The 23,154-nt window shown below is 35.2% G+C and carries 20 protein-coding genes and 1 riboswitch; of the genes, 19 read left to right on the top strand and 1 reads right to left on the bottom strand.

Going from position 1 to position 23,154, the window contains the following annotated elements; translation table 11 throughout:
* Positions 1-45 precede the first annotated feature (45 nt).
* The 19 genes from IR010_RS15735 (at position 46) to IR010_RS15645 (ending at position 22,129) form a co-directional block, all read left to right on the top strand.
* Positions 46-471 carry an OsmC family protein gene (locus IR010_RS15735; protein WP_029271838.1) on the top strand — a complete coding sequence of 142 codons (426 nt, stop codon included), beginning with the start codon at positions 46-48 and terminating at the stop codon, positions 469-471.
* Between the two features lie 126 nt (positions 472-597).
* Positions 598-1,770: a trans-sulfuration enzyme family protein gene (locus IR010_RS15730; RefSeq protein ID WP_194605193.1), complete on the top strand. Its 1,173-nt coding sequence runs from the start codon at positions 598-600 to the stop codon at positions 1,768-1,770.
* 197 nt (positions 1,771-1,967) lie between these two features.
* Positions 1,968-2,471, top strand: coding sequence for an RDD family protein (locus IR010_RS15725; RefSeq protein WP_194605191.1), 504 nt, complete (start codon positions 1,968-1,970; stop codon positions 2,469-2,471).
* A 144-nt stretch (positions 2,472-2,615) separates the two neighbouring features.
* Complete coding sequence (locus tag IR010_RS15720) at positions 2,616-3,026, top strand: RrF2 family transcriptional regulator (protein WP_029271841.1); 411 nt, start codon at positions 2,616-2,618, stop codon at positions 3,024-3,026.
* A gap of 114 nt (positions 3,027-3,140) precedes the next feature.
* A complete protein-coding gene (locus IR010_RS15715; protein WP_194605188.1) occupies positions 3,141-4,043 on the top strand; it encodes a sulfite exporter TauE/SafE family protein in 903 nt (300 codons plus the stop codon).
* A gap of 22 nt (positions 4,044-4,065) precedes the next feature.
* The gene (locus IR010_RS15710) at positions 4,066-4,776 is read left to right on the top strand and encodes a phosphoadenylyl-sulfate reductase (RefSeq protein WP_194605185.1); all 711 of its coding nucleotides are present in this window, start codon (positions 4,066-4,068) and stop codon (positions 4,774-4,776) included.
* Between the two features lie 187 nt (positions 4,777-4,963).
* The gene (cysD, locus tag IR010_RS15705; protein WP_194605182.1) at positions 4,964-5,863 is read left to right on the top strand and encodes a sulfate adenylyltransferase subunit CysD; all 900 of its coding nucleotides are present in this window, start codon (positions 4,964-4,966) and stop codon (positions 5,861-5,863) included.
* 153 nt (positions 5,864-6,016) lie between these two features.
* Complete coding sequence (locus IR010_RS15700) at positions 6,017-7,261, top strand: sulfate adenylyltransferase subunit 1 (protein ID WP_194605179.1); 1,245 nt, start codon at positions 6,017-6,019, stop codon at positions 7,259-7,261.
* 81 nt (positions 7,262-7,342) lie between these two features.
* Positions 7,343-9,433: a HEPN domain-containing protein gene (locus IR010_RS15695; protein ID WP_194605176.1), complete on the top strand. Its 2,091-nt coding sequence runs from the start codon at positions 7,343-7,345 to the stop codon at positions 9,431-9,433.
* On the top strand, positions 9,426-10,199 hold the full coding sequence (gene cobA, locus IR010_RS15690; RefSeq protein ID WP_194605173.1) for a uroporphyrinogen-III C-methyltransferase: 774 nt from the start codon (positions 9,426-9,428) through the stop codon (positions 10,197-10,199). Before IR010_RS15695 ends, cobA begins: the two co-directional genes overlap by 8 nt.
* 101 nt (positions 10,200-10,300) lie before the next feature.
* On the top strand, positions 10,301-10,882 hold the full coding sequence (locus IR010_RS15685; RefSeq protein WP_029271848.1) for a bifunctional precorrin-2 dehydrogenase/sirohydrochlorin ferrochelatase: 582 nt from the start codon (positions 10,301-10,303) through the stop codon (positions 10,880-10,882).
* A 97-nt stretch (positions 10,883-10,979) separates the two neighbouring features.
* On the top strand, positions 10,980-12,032 hold the full coding sequence (locus IR010_RS15680; protein ID WP_029271849.1) for an NAD(P)/FAD-dependent oxidoreductase: 1,053 nt from the start codon (positions 10,980-10,982) through the stop codon (positions 12,030-12,032).
* Between the two features lie 346 nt (positions 12,033-12,378).
* Positions 12,379-12,495: riboswitch (SAM riboswitch) on the top strand.
* A 333-nt stretch (positions 12,496-12,828) separates the two neighbouring features.
* Positions 12,829-13,833, top strand: a complete 1,005-nt coding sequence (locus IR010_RS15675; protein WP_194605169.1) for a homocysteine S-methyltransferase family protein — start codon at positions 12,829-12,831, stop codon at positions 13,831-13,833.
* Between the two features lie 70 nt (positions 13,834-13,903).
* A complete protein-coding gene (locus IR010_RS15670; RefSeq protein WP_194605167.1) occupies positions 13,904-14,164 on the top strand; it encodes a hypothetical protein in 261 nt (86 codons plus the stop codon).
* 349 nt (positions 14,165-14,513) lie between these two features.
* Entirely contained in the window at positions 14,514-17,189 is a 2,676-nt protein-coding gene (gene metH, locus IR010_RS15665) for a methionine synthase (RefSeq protein WP_194605166.1), read from the top strand.
* A 167-nt stretch (positions 17,190-17,356) separates the two neighbouring features.
* Positions 17,357-18,313 carry a methylenetetrahydrofolate reductase [NAD(P)H] gene (gene metF / locus IR010_RS15660; protein ID WP_029271853.1) on the top strand — a complete coding sequence of 319 codons (957 nt, stop codon included), beginning with the start codon at positions 17,357-17,359 and terminating at the stop codon, positions 18,311-18,313.
* A 205-nt stretch (positions 18,314-18,518) separates the two neighbouring features.
* Positions 18,519-19,172 carry a class I SAM-dependent methyltransferase gene (locus IR010_RS15655; RefSeq protein WP_194605164.1) on the top strand — a complete coding sequence of 218 codons (654 nt, stop codon included), beginning with the start codon at positions 18,519-18,521 and terminating at the stop codon, positions 19,170-19,172.
* Positions 19,173-19,267: 95 nt separating this feature from the next.
* Positions 19,268-20,491, top strand: coding sequence for a dicarboxylate/amino acid:cation symporter (locus tag IR010_RS15650; RefSeq protein ID WP_029271855.1), 1,224 nt, complete (start codon positions 19,268-19,270; stop codon positions 20,489-20,491).
* Positions 20,492-20,719: 228 nt separating this feature from the next.
* Complete coding sequence (locus IR010_RS15645) at positions 20,720-22,129, top strand: pyridoxal phosphate-dependent decarboxylase family protein (protein WP_194605162.1); 1,410 nt, start codon at positions 20,720-20,722, stop codon at positions 22,127-22,129.
* 72 nt (positions 22,130-22,201) lie between these two features.
* On the opposite strand, the gene gldA is transcribed toward IR010_RS15645, so the two are convergent.
* Complete coding sequence (gene gldA, locus IR010_RS15640) at positions 22,202-23,098, bottom strand: gliding motility-associated ABC transporter ATP-binding subunit GldA (protein WP_194605160.1); 897 nt, start codon at positions 23,096-23,098, stop codon at positions 22,202-22,204.
* Between the last annotated feature and the right edge of the window lie 56 nt (positions 23,099-23,154).

Here is a 23,154-nt window from a genome sequence, read left to right as displayed (position 1 = left end):
TTTTAGATTTACAAGACTATAACAAAACAAAAAAATAACAACACAATGAAAGTAACTTTAAACAGAGTAAATGACGCATTTCATTTTAAAGTAAAAAATGAACGCGGACACGTAGTTGACGTTGACAGCAGAGCCGAATTCGGTGGAAGCGATTTAGGCGCCAGTCCGATGGAGCTTGTATTAATGGGCGTTGCAGGATGCAGTGCAATTGATATGATTTCGATTTTAAAAAAACAGCGTCAGGAAATTACTTCTTTTAATGCTGAGGTCGAAGGAACTCGCGTACAGGTTGACGAAGCAAAACCTTTTAAGGAAATCGATGTGATTTTCTATTTAGAAGGCGATATCATTCCTGAGAAAGCGCAGCGCGCCGCACAGCTTTCTTTCGAGAAATACTGCTCAGTTGCGAAAACTGTTGAACCAACAGCAACCATTAGCTACAAAGTTGTTTTAAACAACGAAATATTATAAGAATTAGTCAATTAGATAATGCTATAATTGAATAAGTGATTAGACTCGTTTTGGTTTAGATTTTAAGTTTGGTTTGAAATTGAAACTTGAAACCTCAAACCTGAAACAAAAAAAAATAACAACACAATGAATAAAGAAGAATTTGGTTTTGAAACTCAAGCCATAAGAACACAATTAGAAAGAACTCAGTATTTAGAGCATTCGGTGCCATTATACTTATCGTCAAGCTTTGTATTTGAAGATGCCGAAGATATGAGAGCTTCTTTTACAGAAGAAAAAGAAAGAAACATTTACAGCCGTTTCAGCAATCCTAATACAACAGAGTTTGTTGACAAAATTTGTAAAATGGAAGGTGCAGAAGCTGGTTATGCTTTCGCAACGGGAATGGCAGCAGTATATTCAACATTTGCGGCTTTGTTAAATGCTGGAGATCACATTGTTTCTGCAAGCAGCGTTTTTGGTTCTACGCATGCATTATTCGTTACTTATTTTCCAAAATGGAATATCGAAACTTCTTATTTTGAGATTAATAAGCCTGAAACGATCGAAGCTTTAATCAAACCAAACACGAAAATATTATACGCAGAATCGCCTACAAATCCTAGTGTCGATGTAATTGATTTGCAATTGTTAGGAGATATAGCGAAAAAACACAATTTGATTTTAATTATCGACAACTGTTTTGCAACGCCTTATATTCAACAGCCAATTAAATTTGGAGCGCATTTAGTCGTACATTCTGCAACTAAATTGATTGACGGTCAAGGCCGAGTTTTAGGTGGTGTTACAGTAGGAAGTGAAGATTTAATCAGACAGATTTATTTATTCTCAAGAAATACAGGTCCGGCTTTATCTCCGTTTAATGCCTGGGTTTTATCAAAAAGTTTAGAGACTTTGGTCATTCGTGTAGAAAGACACTGCGAAAATGCATTGAAAGTGGCTGAATTTTTAGAATCGCATCCAAATGTAAACAGTGTAAAATATCCGTTTTTGAAATCGCACCCACAATATGAAGTTGCGAAAAAACAAATGAAATTGGGCGGCAATATTATTGCTTTTGAAATTAAAGGAGGGATTGAAGCAGGAAGGAAATTTTTAAATAAAATAGAGCTTTGTTCATTATCAGCAAATATTGGCGATACAAGATCAATTGTAACGCATCCGGCATCGACAACACACAGTAAATTATCTGAAGAAGATCAATTGGCTGTTGGGATCACGCAAGGTTTAGTTCGTGTTTCTGTTGGTTTAGAAACTGTAGAAGATGTTATTGCTGACTTAAGACAAGCGCTGTCTTAAAATATTTAAGACTTTAGTTTTCAGGGCTTCGGTATCAGATTTTAAAACCTGAGATTTATCAAATAACGATTTTTGACTGTAAATTTAGTACTGTTAAAAATCGTTATTTTATTTTAGGTTATTTCAGTAAAAAGTATATTTTTGTTAATAGCGAAATCAAAAAGTATTCATAACCAAAAACTTAAACCCAACCACACATGAGTAATTCTACTTACATTTTAGATGAACATTTATTAGTATCAGGCGGAGCACGCTTTTTAAATTACATTATAGATCTTGTTTTTTTTCTATTTCTTTTCTTTGCAATCTTAGTTCTAATTGGCCTTATTAACGGATTATTTGGTTTAAACTCAGTTAGTCTTTGGCTTGACGGATTGGGCGATTTTGGATGGAATTTTCTTTTTATTTCAGGATCACTTATTTATTACAGTGTAATGGAAGGATTGTTTGGAAGATCTATAGGTAAATTTATTACAGGAACTATTGTAGTAGATGAAAATGGAGAAAAACCAAGTTTCGGAACTATTTTTAAAAGAAACTTATGCCGTTTTATTCCTTTTGATGCTCTTACTTTTTTAGGCGGTTCAAGAGGCTGGCATGATTCGATTTCTGATACGTATGTAGTAAGCAAAAAAGGTTTAGACGAAAGTGTGAAGTCATTTCATGAATTCAATTTAATTGGTGTTCAGGAAGTAAATTAGTTAAACTATACTAATTTAGTAGAATATACTTATCTAATCTGTTATTATTCTCGCTCAAAAATCATATTTTTGTTGCATAAAATATAAAGCATGTATGTTTTGTCTAAAATCTAACATACATGCTTCAATCTAAAATTTATATAAGTGCTTTCAAAGAAAACAAAATACGGAATTAAAGCTTTAACTTACTTAGCCAGACGCGAAAACAATGAACCAGTACAAATTGCTGAAATTGCCAGAAGCGAACATATTTCAATTAAGTTTTTAGAAAGTATCTTATTATTGCTTAGAAACTCTGGTTTTCTAGGCGCTAAAAAAGGAAAAGGCGGTGGTTATTACTTGATAAAAGATCCAAAAGATATCAGTATGGCCAAAGTTTATCGTATTCTCGAAGGTCCAATTGCGTTGCTTCCGTGTGCAAGTCACAATTTTTATGAAAAATGTGATGATTGTGATGACGAATCAACTTGCGCAGCAAGACGCTTAATGACTGAGGTTAGGGATAATACGCTTAAAATTCTCGAAAGTAATTCTCTCGCAGACATTGCTTTTTAATCGATAAAAATTATCAAAAAAAATTTTGAATTTAAAAAAAAGTGTTACTTTTGCAAAGTAATCTACTAAGCCGATAGGATAATGGATTTTAAAAATGAAAAAAAACATAGCAATATGGAGAAGGAACTGAAACTAAATAATGTTGGTATTAAGTCTGATACGTCAATAAAAGAAAAATTATGGGTTGCTATACCTATTATTTTATTGGTAGGCTTGTTATCTACGCTGATATACAATCATTATGCTGAATTTTCCTGGAACGGATTTGTAAGCGGTTTTAATCAAGAACTTCTTGTCTTTTTCTTAATTGGTGTTTTTGCACAATTAGTAGATGGTACATTAGGAATGGGGTATGGAGCAACTTCTACTTCATTTTTATTAGCATACGGAGTGCCGCCGGTAGTGAGCAGTACAGCAGTTCACGTTTCGGAAATGTTTACAACGGGTGCATCGGCGCTTTCACATCACCGTTTTGGAAATATTAATAAAAAACTGGTAAAGCATTTATTAATTCCAGGTGTGTTAGGTTCGATAACAGGAGCTTATTTATTATCTGATGTAATTAATGGAGAAATTATTAAACCATTTATTGCAGTTTACATGATTGTTTTGGCCATTATTATTATCAAAAAGGCACTCAAAAAGACAATTGTAAAGAAGAAAACTAAAAAATTAAGCATTTTAGCCCTTTTTGGAGGTTTTATGGATTCTGTTGGCGGTGGCGGCTGGGGACCAATCGTGACTTCAACATTATTAGGAAGAGGAAGAAATCCACGATATACAATTGGTTCAGTAAATGCGGCTGAGTTTGCAATTTCATTTGCAAGTGGTATAACATTTATGCTTTTTGGTGGTATTCATGGCTGGCAAGTAATCATTGGTTTGATTTTAGGAGGCGTAATAGCTGCTCCGTTAGCTGCTTTTTTGGTAAACAAGATTAAGAGAAAGCCAATGATGGTGGCGGTGGGGATTTTAATTATATTACTGAGTTTAAAAACATTATCAAAATTATTATAGTACGCTTAGGAAGGAGAATAATATGAATGCAAAAGATATAGAAGTATTATTAGATATAACAAAAGATTTTTCTCTTGAAGAAACTTTAAAATTTTTAGCTAATCAATACCCAGATAAGGTAATTTTTTCGACTTCGTTTGGTCAGGAAGATCAGGTAATTACAGATTTTATTGCAAAGAGCAATCAGGATATTACCATTTTTACACTTGACACAGGAAGATTATTTCAAGAAACTTATGATGTTTTTCATAAAACATTAAAAAAATATAAAAAACAGATTGAAGTTTATTTTCCAGAAGCAACAGCGGTGGAAAATTTATTGCAGCAAAAAGGGCCGAATAGTTTTTATGATTCGGTTGAAAATAGAAAAGAGTGCTGTTTTATTCGAAAAGTCGTTCCGCTTAGAAAAGCTTTGGCAGGAAACTCAGTTTGGATTACGGGTTTAAGAGCCGAACAATCAGAGAATAGAAACGATCTACAGTTGTTTGAATACGATGGAGGTTTTGAAATCATCAAATTCAACCCGTTATTAAAATGGACTTTAGAGGAAGTTGAAACTTATTTGCAAGAAAACAATGTTCCTCAAAATGTCTTGCATAAACAAGGTTTCGTAAGTATTGGATGCGCACCGTGCACTAGAGCAATCTTTCCGGGAGAAGATATCAGAGCCGGAAGATGGTGGTGGGAATCCAGTCATAAAGAATGTGGTTTGCATAGCGCTAAGAAAGAGTAAAGAAGCAAGAGGCAAGACTTCTGCAGAGGATAGAATAAAGTTTTTAGAAGAAAGAAGCAAGAGGCAAGACTTTTTTTAGAGAATAGAAAATAGATTATAGAATAAAGAGTGGAGATTTTAGATGAGGTGACAACTTGAAACCTGAAACCTAAAACTTGAAACTATCAAAATATCAAACAAAAAAACAATGAGTTCAGTATTAAAAACAAACGCTTTAGAGAGTGAAGCAATATACATTTTCAGAGAAGTAATTTCACAGTTTGACAAACCGGTTTTACTTTTTTCTGGAGGAAAAGATTCTATAACATTAGTGCGTTTGGCACAAAAAGCATTTTTTCCTGCAAAGATTCCATTTCCTCTTTTACACGTTGATACGGGACACAATTTTCCTGAAACAATTGCTTTCAGAGATAAATTAGTAGAAGAATTAGGTTTAGAGCTAATCGTTCGTAATGTTCAGGATGCTATTGATGAAGGAAAAGTGGTTGAAGAAACTGGTAAATATTCAAGCCGTAACAGCTTACAGACGACAACACTTTTAGATGCAATTGAAGAATTTAAGTTTGATGCTTGTATTGGCGGTGCACGTCGTGATGAAGAAAAAGCAAGAGCAAAGGAACGTATTTTTTCTGTTCGTGATGATTTCGGACAATGGGACGAAAAAAATCAGAGACCTGAGTTGTTTGATGTTTTAAACGGAAAAATAGAAAATGGACAAAACGTTCGTGTTTTCCCAATTTCAAACTGGACAGAATTAGATGTTTGGAGTTATATTGAAAAAGAACATATTGAAATTCCGTCAATCTATTTTTCACATAAAAGAAAAGTTTTTTTGAGAGACGGTTTAATCTGGTCGCATTCTCCTTATGTGTATCAGGAAGAAGACGAACAAATCGAAGAACGAATTGTTCGCTTCAGAACCGTTGGAGATATGAGTTGTACAGCCGCAGTTGAATCTTACGCAGCAACAATTCAGGAAGTCGTGGGAGAAATAAGAGAATCAACCATTTCTGAAAGAGGAGCCAGAATTGATGACAAACGTTCTGAAGCTGCAATGGAAAAGAGAAAACAACAAGGGTACTTTTAATTTTTTTAGTAAGAAGTTAAAAGTTAGATGTTAGAAGTTAACAACAGAAAGTAAAATTCAAAAAAACATACAGATTTAAACTTGAGTTCAAGAGGTAACTTAAAACCTGAAACTTGAAACAAAAGATTTTAAACCTGAAACAAAAATATTAGAATGGAAGTTTTAAAAATAGCAACAGCAGGAAGTGTAGATGATGGAAAAAGTACTTTGATCGGAAGATTATTGTACGATACAAAATCATTGACTACAGATAAAATAGAAGCAATCGAAAAAAGCAGCAGACAAAAAGGATACGATTATCTTGATTTTTCTTTGGCAACTGATGGTTTAGTAGCAGAAAGAGAGCAAGGAATCACAATTGACGTTGCGCATATTTATTTTTCGACTGCAAAGAAAAGTTACATTATTGCCGATACTCCAGGTCACGTAGAATATACAAGAAACATGGTTACAGGAGCTTCGACTTCTCAGGTTTCGATTATTTTAATTGATGCTAGAAAAGGCGTTATCGAGCAGACATACCGTCACTTTTTCATCAACAATTTATTGAGAGTAAAAGAGGTAATTGTTGCTATTAATAAAATGGATTTAGTGGATTACTCAGAAGAAATTTTCAATAAAATCAAAGCTGATTTTCAGGCATTAAATGCAAAAAGTACTTTTAAGGAACAAAACGTAAGTTATATACCGTTAAGTGCAATTAATGGCGGAAACGTAGTTGACAAATCAGAAAATATGCCTTGGTACGATGGACAAACCGTTTTAGAACATTTAGAAGGATTGCATGCTTCAGATGTTTTTGAAGCTGGAAAAGCACGTTTCCCGGTTCAAACTGTTATTCGTCCAAAAACAGAAGAATACCATGATTTTAGAGGTTACGCAGGAAAATTATACGGAAACTCAATTAAAGTTGGAGATGCCGTAACGGTTCTTCCTTCATTAACAGAATCAAAAGTATCTAAAATTCACTTTTTCGATAAAACATTTGATGAAGCCGTTGCAGGATCTTCGATTACAATCGAATTAGAAAATGATATCAATGTAACGAGAGGAGATATGATTGTAAAATCAGATGAACTTCCAAAAATTGAAAAAGATATTATTACGACAGTTTGCTGGATGGATAGTAAAAAACTGGTTCCAGGAACAAAGTATTTAATACAGCATAATACGAATAGAGTGTTGGCAAAAGTAGAAAGTATTAAAAATACAATTGCAACTGATTATTCAGGAACGACTGAAGCTTCGCAATTAGCCATTAATGAAATTGGAGAAGTAAGCATTAAATTAAGCAAACCGTTATATTTTGATTCTTATAATGAAAACAAATCAAACGGAGCTTTTATCTTAATTGATACTGCAACGAACACAACAGCAGGAGTAGGATTCATTCGATAGTGATAGTTGATGGTTTTTGGTTGATAGTTATTCTTCCAGCAAACCAACAACCAACAACTGACAACCAACAACTAAAGAGAAATGGAAAGTTTTAGAACAGAAATAGAAAATCCGATAGTTCAAAGAGAGATTATCGAATTAGAAAAAAAGATTCATTTATTCCGTGGAGGAAAAATTGATGATGAGCGTTTTCGCAGTCTTCGTTTAGCGCGCGGAATCTACGGACAGCGTCAGGAAGGCGTTCAGATGATTCGTATCAAATTGCCTTATGGTAAAGTTACCAGTGAGCAATTAGTGCGTATTACACAAGTTTCTGATGAATATTCTACTGGACGTTTACACATTACAACGCGTCAGGATATTCAGATTCACTACGTAAGTCTAGACAGAACACCAGAGCTTTGGGCAGATTTGGCTAAAGACGATATCACACTTCGTGAAGCTTGTGGAAACACGGTTAGAAATATTACAGGAAGTGAGTTAGCAGGTGTAGATGTAAACGAACCATTTGATGTTTCGCCTTATGCACACGGACTTTTTCAATATCTGTTAAGAAACCCAATCTGTCAGGAAATGGGACGTAAATTCAAAATTTCGTTCTCTTCTTCAGACGAAGATACCGCTTTGAGTTATTTACACGATTTAGGATTTATTCCGAAAATTAAAGATGGGCAAAAAGGTTTTAAAATCATGTTTGGAGGAGGTTTAGGATCTCAGCCAGCACATGCAGAATTGCTTTCGGAATTTGTTCCGGTAAACGAAATCATTCCAACAGCAGAAGGAATCATTCGTATTTTCGACAGATACGGAGAACGTGCTAAAAGAATGAAAGCACGTATGAAATTCTTAATCAAAGAAATAGGAAAAGATGTTTTTCTTGATTTGGTTGAAAAAGAGAAAAAAGCCATCGCTTTTGAAACTTATGAAATTGATACAACCGCTTTTGAAGGTCCAATTCCAGAACCATTATTAGAAGCTCCACAGATTACGATTGAAGATACTGCAGCTTATGAAGCCTGGAAAAAATCGAACGTAATTAAGCAGAAACAAGAAGGTTATTACGCGATTGGTATCAAAGTTTTATTAGGAGATTTTTATACGGATAAAGCCAGATTATTAGCGGCATTAATTAAAAATTACGCAGCAAATGAATTACGTTTTTCATTGCGTCAAAATATTGTAATACGTCACGTAAAAGAAGAGAATCTTCCTTTCTTTTATCAGGAATTAGCCAAATTGAACTTTGTTCATTTAGGGTATAATTCTACAGCAGATATTACAGCATGTCCGGGAACTGATACTTGCAATTTGGGGATTGCAAGCAGTACCGGAATTGCAGAAGAATTAGAAAAAGTTTTAAATGCCGAATATCCTCAGTATTTAAACAACCGCGAAATCGAAATCAAAATTTCTGGCTGTATGAATGCCTGCGGACAGCACAATATGTCTGCAATTGGGTTCCAAGGAATGTCAATCAATTCAGGAAAATTAGTTGCTCCGGCTTTACAGGTTTTATTAGGCGGAGGAAGATTAGGAAACGGATCAGGACGTTTTGCTGATAAAGTAATTAAAATTCCAAGCCGTAGAGGACCAGATGCATTACGTACCATCTTAAATGATTATGATGCCAATGCAAACGGAGAAAAATTCTTGAATTATTATGATGCAAAAGGAGAGAAATATTTCTATGAAATTCTAAAGCCTTTCGCAGATGTTACCAATTTAACAGAAGCTGATTTTGTAGACTGGGGTAACGCAGACAATTACGTAAAAGCAGTTGGAGTTGGAGAATGTGCCGGAGTAGTGATCGATTTAGTAGCAACTTTATTGTTTGAAGCTAAAGAGAAATTGATTTTGGCTCAAGAATCTTTCGACGAGAAAAAATGGCCAGATGCTATTTATCATGCTTATGCAGGATTTGTAAATGGAGCAAAAGCTTTGTTATTGTCTGAAAACGAAAAAACAAATAATCACGCAGGAATTGTAGACTTGTTTGATACCATTTTTATTGAAAAAAATAAAATAGAATTAAACTCAACTTTTAAAGATTTGGTTTACCAAATCAATAAAAATGAACCATCTGAAGCTTTCGCTAAAGATTACATTGCTCAGGCAGTAGTTTTCTTTGATAAAATTGAAACTTTCAGAGCTCAAGAATTAGCAAATGCTTAATATAAAACCCAAAATAACTTTAGTCGGTGCAGGTCCGGGCGATCCTGATCTACTTACGCTCAAATCTGTAAAAGCATTGGCTGAAGCCAACGTGGTTTTATATGACGCTTTGGCCAATGAAGAAATTCTGGATTACGCACCTAAAAATGCAATTAGAATTTTTGTTGGAAAAAGAATCGGAAATCATGCCTATACGCAAGATCAAATTAATCAACTAATTGTTGATAATGCTTTGACATACGGAAATGTAGTCCGACTAAAAGGCGGAGATCCATTTATTTTTGGAAGAGGAAGCGAAGAAGTTGATTTTGCGGAAAGTTTCGGAATCGAAACAATTGTTGTACCCGGAATTTCATCTGTAGTTGCAGTTCCTGCAAGTCAGGGAATTTCGATTACAAAACGCGGCGTTTCAGAAAGCTTTTGGGCCATTACCGGAACAACTTCCGACAGGAAATTATCTGCAGATGTGGCTTTGGCAGCTCAATCTTCTGCAACTGTTGTGATCTTGATGGGAATGCACAAATTACCTCAAATTATCGATTTGTTTCAAAAAGAAAATAAAGGAAATTTACCCGTTGCAATCATCCAAAAAGGAACAACAGCAGATGAAAAAGTTGGCGTTGGAACAGTAGATTCGATTTTAGAAGTTGTAAAACAAAAAGAATTAGGTTCACCAGCAATTATTGTTTTAGGAGAAGTTGTTCGCGAAAGCAACAAATTAAAAGGGTTTTACGAGGAATTTCTATCGAAAGAAATCGGAAGATAAGAAAAGCGTAGCCTGAGGCTTCAACTTCAGGAGCGTATGAATATTTAATTCAATATTCATCGAAAAATCATCTAATTTTGATTGGATGAAAATAAATTAAAATGGAACAAAACGAATTATATCCAATATTTCTAAAACTTCACAATCTAAACGTATTAATTGTGGGGGGAGGAAATGTAGGTCTGGAAAAGCTTTCTTTTTTGTTAAAATCAAGTCCAAATGCAAATGTTGAGGTTGTAGCACCCGATTTTCATTTAGAAATTAAAATTTTAGCAGAAAAGCATCCATCAATTAAATTGACGGAAGCGAAGTTCAAAAAGAAGATGCTCAAAAAACGTCACATGGTAATAGCCTGTACAGACGATTTAAAAGTAAATAAAAGAGTTTACGATTTATCGAGAAAGCGTTATTTGATTTGCAATATTGCCGATACGCCAGATTTATGTGATTATTATTTAGGCGGAATCGTAACGAAAGGAAACGTAAAAATCGCCATTTCGACAAACGGAAAATCACCAACAACCGCCAAAAGATTGCGGGAGTTTTTTGAAGAAGTAATTCCGGAGGACATCAATAAAATGGTTGAAAACCTCAATGAATACAGAAGAACCTTGAAAGGCGATTTTGAAGAAAAAGTAAAAAGAATGAACGAGATAACCGATTCATTAAAACATAAAGAGTAAAAAGTTAAGCAGAGAAATCAATGATAAAAATCATTGAAAATAGAATAAATTATTCGTTTCTTTGTATTATTAAGAATGATTATAAACAACAACCATAATGATTAAAACAGATATACTTATAATTGGAGCAGGCCCAACAGGTTTATTTGCCGTTTTCGAGGCAGGATTATTAAAATTAAAATGCCATATTTTAGATGCATTGCCACAAGCAGGAGGACAGCTTTCAGAATTGTATCCAAAAAAACCAATTTATGATATTCCTGGTTTCCCAGAAGTTTTAGCAGGAGATTTAATTGATAACTTACAAGAACAAATTAAGCAGTTTGAGCCAGGTTATACATTAGGAGAGCGCGCTGAAACCATCGAAAAACAAGAAGACGGAAGTTTCATTGTAACATCAAATAAAGGAACTAAATTTCACGCGCCTGTTATCGCAATCGCAGGAGGTTTAGGAAGTTTTGAGCCACGCAAGCCACTGATTGAAGATATCGAGTTTTATGAAGATAAAGGAGTTAAATACTTCATTAAAAATCCGGAGAAATTCAGAGATAAAAGAGTTGTAATTGCCGGAGGAGGAGATTCAGCTTTAGACTGGAGTATTTTCTTGGCAAATGTAGCGTCAGAAGTTACTTTAATTCACCGTAGAAATGAATTTAGAGGAGCGCTAGATTCTGTAGAAAAAGTACAGGAATTAAAAACAGCCGGAAAAATCAAATTGATTACTCCAGCAGAAGTTATCGGAATCAATGGTGCAGAGCACGTTGAATCTTTAGATATAGAAGAAAACGGCGCACACCGTAAAATCGAAACTGATTTCTTTATTCCGCTTTTCGGATTAACACCAAAATTAGGACCAATCGCAGACTGGGGATTAGAAATCGAAAAAAATGCCATTAAAGTAAACAATGCATTAGATTACCAGACAAACATTCCGGGAATCTTTGCCATTGGAGACGTAAACACATACCCAGGAAAATTAAAGTTAATCCTTTGTGGATTCCACGAAGCAACTTTAATGTGTCAGGCGGCATACCAAATCATCAATCCAGGTAAAAAATACGTATTGAAATATACAACAGTTTCTGGTGTAGACGGTTTTGACGGAACTCGTAAAGAAGCTCCAAAAGCAGTTGTCAAGGCGATAGTTTAATCTGAGATGCTGAGAAACTAAGGTTCTAAGTGACTAAGATTTTTTATATAGAAAGCTCAAACTTTTTAAAGTTTGGGCTTTATTTTTTAGAAACAAATTAAACATAGCCAGTGGTTTCAACCACTGGAACACAACGCATGAACACAACGCATGAATATAATATATTAACAAGGAACAATGAATTATCACAATATGTTCCCCGCGGTTGAAACCGCGGGCTATATTTGAAAATCAAAGTCAAGCTTTAACAGAACCTTAGCGACTTAGAACCTCAGAACCTTAGAAAAAAAACATTTGCAAATCGAAAGCCTATTTCATACCTTTGCACTGTTCTTAAAATTATTGTCAGTTATCACGAAAGGCGGAGGGATAGACCCAATGAAACCTTAGCAACCCTTTATCATAAAGAAGGTGCTAAATTCTACTTTATACAACATTTTCCAGTATTAAAGATAGATAACACAAATACATTACTTGTATTTCTCAAACTTTTCCAGACAACTTACAATATTTACTGAAGCAATTCAGTATCATGAGCGAATCATTGGCGCATTTTTGCTGTCAATAGTTCCCGCTTTCGCCTATATCTCTCCGTTTCACTGCGAGGATACCGGCTCAATCGGGGCTAATGAGCAGGCAATTGTGCACTTTTGGAATTAATTTGAAAAAAAATATCGAAGGTTAAATCCGACAGGCTTTTCAATCCCGAGGCTTCGGGACTGTTGGGTTTAAATAGAGCCTTCAAAATCATAATTAAAAAAGCTTGGCGCCTTAGCGTCTTTGCGGCAAATATAAGATGGCAATAACAATTCAGGAAGCAATAAAAAAAAATATCCTAATCCTTGACGGAGCAATGGGAACCATGTTGCAGCGCTATAACTTTTCGGAAGAAGATTTTCGTGGAGAGCGTTTCAAAGATTTTCCGCATCCATTAAAAGGAAACAACGATTTACTATCCATAACACAACCACAAGCAATTCGCGATGTTCACGCTGCTTATTACGAAGCCGGTGCAGATATCGTAGAAACCAATACTTTTTCAGGAACTACAATCGGTATGGCCGATTATTTCTTGGAAGATTTGGTTTACGAATTAAACTACGAATCGGCAAAACTCGCCAGAGAAGTAGCCGATGAGTTTACTGCAAAAAATCCAGACAAACCACGTTTTGTAGCCGGCTCAATCGGCCCAACAAACCGTACGGCAAGTATGTCGCCAGACGTAAACGACCCGGGTTATAGAGCCGTAACGTTTGACGATTTAAGAATCGCTTACAAACAACAAGTTGAAGCTTTAATGGATGGTGGCTGTGATTTATTATTGGTAGAAACTATTTTCGATACTTTAAATGCCAAAGCAGCACTTTTTGCAATTGAAGAAGTAAAAGACGAACGCAATATCGATATTCCAATCATGGTTTCAGGAACCATTACAGATGCTTCTGGAAGAACACTTTCTGGACAAACAGTTGAAGCATTTTTGATTTCAGTTTCTCATATTCCATTATTAAGCGTAGGATTCAATTGCGCTTTAGGAGCCGATTTGTTGAAACCGTATTTAAAAACATTGGCACAACACACGCAGTTTAATGTTTCGGCACATCCAAATGCAGGACTGCCAAATGCATTCGGGCAATATGATGAAACACCAGAACAGACTCAGGCTTTTATCAGAGAATATTTAGACGATAATTTAATCAACATAATCGGGGGTTGTTGCGGAACAACTCCGGATCATATTAGGTTGATTGCTGAGGTTGCGAAAGGTTATAAGCCGAGAGTAGCGCCGGTTATTGCCTAAAGTTTCGCTCCTGCAAGGTTTTCAAAACCTTGTAGGTATGAATATACTTGATAAATATAAATATTATTAAATGGATGGAGATCATATTGTTTATTCAGAAGATGGGGAAGTATTTAAAACTTTTTTAAATTCAAATTGGTATGATACGATGAATCCATATTTATATTGTGTATCTGAATTAAAAAGTATTAAAAGTAAGATTGATAATAACGAAAAATTCAAAATAGAAAGTAATGGTAAAATATATCATATTACGACAAATTTAGAATTTAGGGTATGGATCGAAAAGGTGTTTAATGGAGGATTTGAGAAACATATTTTTAGTGATTAAAAGTCAATAACAAACCTACAAGGTTTTAAAAACCTTGCAGGTTGAATGAGAATAAAATGTTCCGTAGGAAATCATCGGTAGAAAAAAAGGACAATTGAAATCGTGGAAAATAGATTATTTGTTTCAACCGAGTTTGCGTGAGGGATAGAAGTGAAAAGCCCACAGTCTGACGAAGGAAGAGCGAGGACTTGTAACGGATAGCCCGGCCGAAGGACACGCCCAAATTAAAATATTGAAAACGAATATACCTACAAGGTTTTAAAAACCTCGCAGGAAAGAAAATAGAATAAAAAACTTAGAACCTTAGTCCCGAGGCTTCGGGATCAGGATCTTAGTAACTTTAAAAAAAATGACAGAAAAAAGAAGAGACCTTGTATTAGCTGGATTAGAACCGTTAATCATTACGCCTGAAAGTGTTTTTGTAAACATTGGCGAGCGTACGAATGTAACAGGTTCGAGAAAATTCCTTCGCTTAATCAAGGAAGAGAAATATGACGAGGCGCTTGATATTGCAAGACAGCAGGTAGAAGGTGGAGCACAGATCATCGATATTAATATGGATGAAGGAATGCTTGATGGTGTTCAGGCAATGACTAAATTTTTGAATTTAATTGCATCTGAACCGGATATTTCGAGAGTGCCGATTATGATCGACAGTTCGAAATGGGAAATCATCGAAGCAGGTCTAAAAGTAGTACAAGGAAAAAGCGTTGTAAACTCAATTTCTTTAAAAGAAGGTGAAGAAGCTTTTATTCACCATGCCAAATTAATCAAACGTTACGGAGCGGCAGCGATTATCATGGCTTTTGACGAAGTAGGTCAGGCCGATAATTTTGACCGAAGAGTTGAAATTTGTCAGCGTTCGTATGATATTTTGGTTAATAAAGTTGGTTTTCCTCCACAGGATATTATTTTCGATTTGAACATTTTCCCCGTTGCAACCGGAATGGAAGAACATCGCTTAAATGCTTTGGACTTTTTTAGAGGTACAAAATGGGTTCGTGATAACTTGCCACATGCGCACATTAGCGGCGGGGTGAGTAACGTTTCGTTCTCTTTTAGAGGAAATGATACGGTTCGTGAAGCGATGCACTCGGTGTTTTTATACCACGCGATCAAGAACGGAATGACGATGGGAATTGTAAATCCGGAAATGCTTTCGATTTATGATGATATTCCGAAAGACTTATTAGAACATGTTGAAGACGTAATTTTAGATAGACGTGATGACGCAACTGAACGACTTTTAGATTTTGCGGAGAATGTAAAAGGCGAAGTAAAATCAGATGAAAAAGCGATTCAGGAATGGCGTTTAGGAACGGTTCAGGAACGTATAACGCATTCATTAGTAAAAGGAGTTGATGCTTTTATTGAAGAAGATGTTGAAGAAGCGCGTTTAGCAGCAACAAAACCAATTGAAGTTATCGAAATCAATTTGATGACGGGAATGAACGTGGTTGGAGATTTATTCGGAAGCGGAAAAATGTTCTTGCCACAAGTAGTAAAATCGGCACGTGTAATGAAAAAAGCCGTTGCCTATTTATTGCCTTATATTGAAGCAAGCAAACAAGCCGGAGACAAGCAAGGAAACGGAAAAATCCTAATGGCAACGGTAAAAGGCGACGTTCACGATATTGGTAAAAACATCGTTTCTGTAGTTTTGGCTTGTAACAACTACGAGATTGTAGATCTTGGTGTTATGGTGCCTCCGGAAAAAATTATTGCAGCTGCAATTGAGCATAATGTTGATATTATTGGCTTAAGCGGACTGATTACGCCTTCGCTTGACGAAATGGTGTATTTAGCCAAAGAATTAGACAAACAAGGAATTAAAATCCCGATTATGATTGGCGGAGCAACGACTTCGCGCGCGCATACCGCCGTGAAAATTGCGCCTCAATACAGAGAAACTGTAATTCACGTAAATGATGCTTCTAGAGCTGTTACGGTAGCAGGAAATCTTTTAGATCATAACCGTAAAATATATGCAAGCGATATTCGTGCAGAATACGATGCGTTTAGAGAAACGTTTTTAAATCGTTCAAGAGATAAAAATTTCCTGACGATTGAGCAAGCGCGTAAAAATAAATTACAATTGGATTGGGATGAATACGTTCCGACGAAGCCAAAATTTATTGGTAATCAAATCATCGAAGTTGAATTGGATGTTTTAGTCCCGTATATCGACTGGACGCCGTTTTTTAGAACTTGGGAATTGTTCGGCAAATATCCCGCAATTTTAACGGATGAGGTTGTAGGAACTGAAGCAACTTCTGTTTTTGCAGATGCTCAGGAAATGCTGAAAGTAATTTTAGCCGAGAAAAAATTGACTGCGAAGGGAATCTACGGAATCTTCCCTGCAAACCAAATTGATGATGATGATATCGAATTGCGTGATGAAAACGGAAAAGTGTTGGAGAAATTCTTAACGCTTCGTCAGCAATCGCAAAAAACGAAAGGTGCTCCAAACATCGCTTTGTCTGATTTTATCTTGCCAAAAGACTCAGGAATTACAGATTATATGGGTGCATTTTGTGTTACAACAGGTTTTGGTGTTGACGAATGGGCTGCCGAATTCGAAAAAGATTTAGACGACTATAATTCGATTATGGTTAAAGCTTTAGCCGATCGTTTTGCTGAGGCTTTCGCCGAATATCTGCACGAAAAAGTACGTCAGGATTTCTGGGGTTACGATCCTCAAGAATCACTGTCGACTGAGGATTTGATCGAAGAAAATTATAAGGGAATTCGTCCGGCACCTGGATATCCAGCTTGTCCGGATCACTTGGAAAAACCAACAATCTGGAAGCTTTTAAATGTAGCCGAAGAAATTGGAGTAACTCTAACAGAAAGTATGGCAATGTGGCCGGCTTCATCTGTTTCCGGATATTACTTCGGGAATCCGAAAAGTAAATACTTCGGACTTGGAAAAATAAAAGAAGACCAAGTTGTAGATTATGCCAAACGACGCAACGTTCCAACAGATTATGCAATGAAATGGTTGAATCCTAATATAGCAGATTAACGAAAAGTTATTTTTGTTTCAGGTTTCAGGTTTCAAGTTGCTTAGGATAACTTGAAACCTGAAACCTGAAACTTGAAACAAATAAAAAGATTGATTTAAGTTTTTGATTTCAGATTTTTTACACGAACACACTCAAAACACTTAACTCATAACCCATAACTTAAGAAATGAAAGTAACAGAACATATAGAAAACGCAAAAGGAAAAACATTATTCTCATTTGAACTTATTCCGCCTCAAAAAGGGAAAAGCATTCAGGAATTATACGATAATATTGATCCGTTAATGGAGTTTAAACCGCCGTTTATTGATGTGACAACTTCTCGCGAAGAATATATTTATATTGATAAAGGAAACGGGCTTTTAGATAAAAAGTTAACTCGTATGCGTCCGGGAACACTTGGAATTTGCGCTTCTATAAAACATAAATATAATGTTGATACTGTACCGCATTTGCTTTGTGGCGGGTTTACGCAGGAAGAAACAGAATATATGCTGGTTGATTGTCAGTATCTGGGAATCAATAACGTAATGGCACTTCGTGGCGATGCTATGAAAGACGAGCAATCTTTTGTTCCTAAAGCTGGAGGAAACAGATTTGCTATTGATTTGGTTCGACAAATCAATGATTTAAACTGCGGGAAATACCTCCATGAAGTTATGGATGCCGACAACAAAGCCGATTTTTGTATTGGTGTTGCAGGTTATCCGGAGAAACATTTAGAATCTCCTTCGTTGCAGTCAGATTTAAAAAGACTAAAAGAAAAAGTAGATGCTGGCGCTGATTATGTGGTAACACAAATGTTTTTCGACAATGCTAAATATTTTACTTTTGTTGAAAAAGCAAGAGAAATGGGTATCACTATTCCGATTATTCCTGGAATTAAACCAATTGCTGTCCAAAGACATTTACAAATCCTGCCGCAAATTTTCAGAATTGATTTGCCGGAAGATTTAATTGATGCAGTTGACAAATGCAAAAATAACGCTGAAATCAAACAAGTCGGAATCGAATGGGCAATTCAGCAATCTCTTGAATTAAAAGCAGCTGGAGTTCCTGTTTTGCATTATTATTCAATGGGAAAATCGGAGAATATTCGCCAGATTGCGAGTGAGGTTTTTTAAGAGTTTAAATTTAAAGTTTGTCATTTCGACTGAATGGAGAAATCACACTCGTAATTCGACAAAGATTGGTGACATTCTATACGGAGTTTCTCGTGTGATTTCTCCCTTCGGTCGAAATGACAAAATCATAAGATAATTGGAATTTCAATCCGAGCGATAAAGAATTGACTAAGTAATTTAAATTTGGAATTTAAACCTTACCCTTATGAAAAATGAAGAATTACAAGCAATTGCCTCACAGCTAAAACATCCAACGGGAGAAAAAGGAATTGAAATGGCGAACATGATGCATGAAACCAACATCAACATGACGCGCAATTCCATCCAAAATTTAAATATAAAAGAGGGAGATTCTATTTTAGAATTAGGTCATGGAAATGCAGGACATTTAGAATTTCTATTCGAACAAGCACAAAAACTGAAATATTATGGACTCGAAATGTCTGAATTAATGTTTCATGAAGCACGCCAAATTAATAGAAATTTTGTCTCTCAAAAACAGGCTTTCTTTTCACTTTATGACGGAAATATAATTCCGTTTGAAGAAGCCTTTTTCAATAAAATATTTACGGTAAATACTATTTATTTCTGGGAAGAGCCTGAAAAACTGCTTTTAGAAATATATAGTGTTTTAAAACCTAGCGGTATTTTCTGTATCACTTTTGCAGAAGAAAGTTTTATGAAACAGCTTCCTTTTACTAAATTCGAATTTGAACTTTACAACACGGAAAAAGTGGAGAAACTGGTTCAAAAAACACCTTTCAAAATTATTAAAATAGCCACTTTAACAGAAAAAGTAAAAACCAAAACGGGCGAATTAGTGGATAGAGATTTTACAACTTTAGTTTTAGAAAAATAACAAAAATCTCAAATGTTAATTTTTGGATTCTTTTTTTGACTACTTTAATTGCTTTTTATTCAAGTTCTATTTCTGAATCGTAACACTTTAAATTTATGGAGGTTAAAAAAATCAATTTTCTCAAAAGTTACAGCAGTATTCTTTTGCTTCTAGGCGGAATTATTTTGGGAAGTATTCTAGGATTAGTGTTTGGAAAAGATGTTGAGGTTATAAAACCGCTCGGAGATATATTTTTGAATTTGCTTTTTACCGCTATTATTCCGCTTATTTTCTTTACTATTGCTTCTTCTGTTGCCAATTTAGAACAAACAGAAAAATTAGGAAGATTGTTCATTATTATGATTGCTGTTTTTTTAGGAACTATTCTGATATCAGCATTAGTAATGATTACCGCAGTATATCTTTTTCCGATTCACCAAAGTATTGTAATTTCTAAAGTACCGCTTGAAACTATTGAATCTGGCAGTATTGGCGATCAAATAGCGAAATTGGTTACGGCAAATGATTTCTTCGAATTATTATCGCGAAAAAGCATGCTGGCGCTTATTATTTTCTCTTTTTTAGTTGGCTTTTCTAGTTTACAGTCTGGAGAAAAAGGAAGTGCTTTTAGAAGTTTTCTGGATTCAGGTAATGAAGTGATGAAACAGCTTTTGGGAATCATTATGAAATTAGCGCCAGTTGGTTTAGGAGCTTATTTTGCTTATCAGGTTGGCGTTTTCGGACCACAATTATTTGGTGCTTATGCAAAGCCATTAGGCGTTTATTATGGAGCCTGTATTTTTTACTTCTTTGTGTTTTTTAGTATATATGCTTTTATTGCAGGAGGAAAACGGGCATTTGTAGTGTTTTGGAGTAACAATATAACGCCGTCTTTAACCGCAGTAGGAACGTGCAGCAGTATTGCCACTATTCCAGCAAATCTAGATGCAGCAGAAAAAATGGGAATCCCAAAACATGTTAGAAATTTGGCAATTCCACTCGGCGGCCCATTGCATAAAGATGGTTCGAGTATGTCTTCTATTCTAAAAATTACGGTGCTGTTTGCAATGTTTGGGAAAGATTTTACGGATCCTTTAACGATACTTTTGGCGCTGGGAATTACCGTTATAGTTTCGATTGTTGAAGGCGGAATTCCGAATGGAGGTTATATTGGAGAAATTTTGGCGATTACCGTTTATGGTTTGCCAATGGAACAAGCGTTGCCAGTAGCGATGATTTTAGGAACTTTGGTTGATCCAATTGCTACGTTATTAAATGCAAATGGAGATGTAATTTGTTCGATGATGATTTCCCGGTTTTCTGAAAAAACAAAATGGTAATTAATTAAATCTAGAATAAATCACTGGTAGATAATGCTTTACGATATATCAACACTTTACTCGGATTAGTTTAAAAGTGTAATGATTCATCATAGTATAGATATTAGGCGGACTTGTATTATTTGATCGTAAAAGTTTTATAACCCAAGCCTCAAATATTACCAGATTTTTCTGTAAATCGAATGTCAATTATTGATTAAATTTGAAGGAAAAATTAATCTACGAAAGATGAATTCTGTACTACAGCACGATTTAAACAATATTGAAAATATTCTTAATCAAACCAAACAACAAGGAATTGATTTTCTAAACAATCTCGAAAACATTCCAACTTCTAACAAAGCAACAATTGATACAAACCGCGATTTAAACGAATTTGGTTTAGGAGCATTAGGTGCTTTAGCTGAATTTAATGAAAGAATGGCTCCAATAATGGTAGCTTCCTCTGGTCCGAGATATTTAGGTTTTGTAACAGGCGGTTCTACACCAGCATCTATTATAGGCGACTGGCTAACTTCAGTTTACGATCAAAATACGCAGGCTGTAAAAGCTCAGGGAGGCGCTTCGGCATTAATTGAATTTGAAACCATCAATTTATTATTACAATTGTTAGATCTTCCAAAATCATTTTTAGGCGGATTTGTAACGGGTGCAACTATGTCTAATTTTACCTGTTTAGGAGTTGCAAGACAATGGTTTGGAACTCAGTTTGGAAAAGATTTTGCCAAAAACGGAATATCTGAAACTATAAATATCTTAACAGCAACACCGCATTCATCTTCTATAAAAACATTGGCAATGTTAGGTGTTGGAAGTCAAAATTATACTTCAGTAAAAACAATAGAAGGAAATCGAGAAGCAATTGATATTGTTGATTTAGAAAAAAATATTCAGCATTTAAACGGACGGCCTTTTATCTTGATTTCAAGTGCTGGAACTGTAAATACAGCTGATTTTGATGATTTTCAGGCAATATCAAAGTTAAAAGAAAAGTATAATTTCTGGTGGCATATTGATGCGGCGTTTGGAGGTTTTGCGGCAGTTTCTGAGAAGTTTAAACATCTTGTAGAAGGATGGGAAGGAGCAGACAGTATCACGATTGATTGTCACAAATGGCTAAATGTGCCATATGAAAGTGCTTTCTACCTGATAAAAAAAGAACATGTGAATTTGCAGATCGAAACTTTTCAAAATTCAAATGCGCCTTATCTAGGTAATCCGCTGGAGAATTTTAATTACTTAAATGTACTGCCTGAAAATTCACGCCGATTAAGAGCTTTGCCGGCCTGGTTTTCTTTGTTGGCTTACGGAAAAGAGGGTTTTAAAGATATTGTAGAAAATAGTATTCATCTGGCTTTGCATTTTGGAAATGAACTTATCGAAGATGACAGTTTTGAATTGCTGGCTCCAATTCGCCTGAATAATGTTTGTTTTACCTTAAAAGGCGATCATAATCAAGAAAAAGTAAATCAGTTCTTGACTATTCTGAATGACAAAGGAAAAGTATTTATGACGCCAACAGTTTACCAAAACCGAAAAGGAATTAGAGCTTCATTTGTAAATTGGCGTACCACCGAAGACGATATTAAAATTATCATTGAAGAAATGAAAACTTCTATTTTAGATCTGGAAATTTAATCTAAGAATAAAAAAAAGCTCGTTTATTTTTTTAAACGAGCTTTTTCTATAAAAGTAAGGCTGAGATTAAACTTATTTAGTAATTTCTCTAAAAACAGCTTCCAGGTTTTTATTTTTTTGATTCAATTGCAGTGTTTTCAAACCATTTTCGTTGGCAAAGTCAAAAATAGCCGGGCGCATATCTTTTTCTGCAACAAAAGTCAGCTCCCAGGTCATATCGTGAATATTTCGGTATGCAGTAATGTTTTCAAGCTTAGCTAAAAGCTGTTCTTCAATTTGATAATCAAATTCAACTTCTATAACCTGTTCTTTGTTTTCAGAAACTAGATGATCTAATTTTTTATCAGCAACGATTTGTCCTTTGTCAATAATAATGACACGATCGCAAATAGCTTCTACTTCCTGCATAATGTGCGTTGAAAGAAAAACCGTTTTATCCTTGCCAACATTCTTGATTACATTTCTGATTTCCATTAACTGATTCGGATCCAGACCAGTAGTTGGTTCATCTAAAATCAAAACATCCGGATTGTGTAGTAACGCATTTGCAAGTCCAACACGCTGGCGGTAACCTTTAGATAATTGTCCTATTTTTTTATGACTTTCAGCTGACAGTCCTGTCAGTTGTATTACTTCTTCAATTCTTGATTTTTCAACCTTGTAAACATCGGCATTAAAAGCCAAATACTCACGAACATACAAATCCAAATACAGCGGATTATGCTCTGGCAAATAACCAATAGATCGCTGTACCGCTTTTGCATCCGTCATGACATCATGACCATTTACTAGGGCTGCACCGCCATCCGCCAATAAATACGTAGTCAATATTTTCATCAAGGTCGATTTTCCTGCTCCATTTGGACCAAGAAATCCAACAATTTCTCCTTTTTGAATAGAGAATGAAATTTCGTTCAGCGCTTTTTGAGTTCCGTAACTTTTTGATATGTTGTTTACTTCTATCGACATGACTTTTTATTTACTGCAAAAGTAAACAGAAATAGTTTTGATTTGTACATTTTGCC

Origin of the sequence: Flavobacterium sp. MR2016-29 (genome assembly GCF_015350695.1) — a bacterium.
GTDB lineage: Bacteria > Bacteroidota > Bacteroidia > Flavobacteriales > Flavobacteriaceae > Flavobacterium.
Note: the sequence above shows the minus strand (reverse complement) of the source record. Positions and strands in the feature narration are given on the sequence as shown.

Coding starts and splice junctions, on each gene's coding strand:
- IR010_RS15670 (WP_194605167.1), top strand. CDS start 13,904: ATGGATGGAGATCATATTGTTTATTCAGAAGATGGGGAAGTATTTAAA.
- IR010_RS15655 (WP_194605164.1), top strand. CDS start 18,519: ATGAAAAATGAAGAATTACAAGCAATTGCCTCACAGCTAAAACATCCA.
- metF (WP_029271853.1), top strand. CDS start 17,357: ATGAAAGTAACAGAACATATAGAAAACGCAAAAGGAAAAACATTATTC.
- IR010_RS15680 (WP_029271849.1), top strand. CDS start 10,980: ATGATTAAAACAGATATACTTATAATTGGAGCAGGCCCAACAGGTTTA.
- cysD (WP_194605182.1), top strand. CDS start 4,964: ATGAGTTCAGTATTAAAAACAAACGCTTTAGAGAGTGAAGCAATATAC.
- IR010_RS15700 (WP_194605179.1), top strand. CDS start 6,017: ATGGAAGTTTTAAAAATAGCAACAGCAGGAAGTGTAGATGATGGAAAA.
- IR010_RS15650 (WP_029271855.1), top strand. CDS start 19,268: ATGGAGGTTAAAAAAATCAATTTTCTCAAAAGTTACAGCAGTATTCTT.
- IR010_RS15645 (WP_194605162.1), top strand. CDS start 20,720: ATGAATTCTGTACTACAGCACGATTTAAACAATATTGAAAATATTCTT.
- IR010_RS15695 (WP_194605176.1), top strand. CDS start 7,343: ATGGAAAGTTTTAGAACAGAAATAGAAAATCCGATAGTTCAAAGAGAG.
- IR010_RS15725 (WP_194605191.1), top strand. CDS start 1,968: ATGAGTAATTCTACTTACATTTTAGATGAACATTTATTAGTATCAGGC.
- IR010_RS15710 (WP_194605185.1), top strand. CDS start 4,066: ATGAATGCAAAAGATATAGAAGTATTATTAGATATAACAAAAGATTTT.
- IR010_RS15715 (WP_194605188.1), top strand. CDS start 3,141: ATGGAGAAGGAACTGAAACTAAATAATGTTGGTATTAAGTCTGATACG.
- gldA (WP_194605160.1), bottom strand. CDS start 23,098: ATGTCGATAGAAGTAAACAACATATCAAAAAGTTACGGAACTCAAAAA.
- IR010_RS15685 (WP_029271848.1), top strand. CDS start 10,301: ATGGAACAAAACGAATTATATCCAATATTTCTAAAACTTCACAATCTA.
- IR010_RS15675 (WP_194605169.1), top strand. CDS start 12,829: ATGGCAATAACAATTCAGGAAGCAATAAAAAAAAATATCCTAATCCTT.
- metH (WP_194605166.1), top strand. CDS start 14,514: ATGACAGAAAAAAGAAGAGACCTTGTATTAGCTGGATTAGAACCGTTA.
- IR010_RS15735 (WP_029271838.1), top strand. CDS start 46: ATGAAAGTAACTTTAAACAGAGTAAATGACGCATTTCATTTTAAAGTA.
- IR010_RS15730 (WP_194605193.1), top strand. CDS start 598: ATGAATAAAGAAGAATTTGGTTTTGAAACTCAAGCCATAAGAACACAA.
- cobA (WP_194605173.1), top strand. CDS start 9,426: ATGCTTAATATAAAACCCAAAATAACTTTAGTCGGTGCAGGTCCGGGC.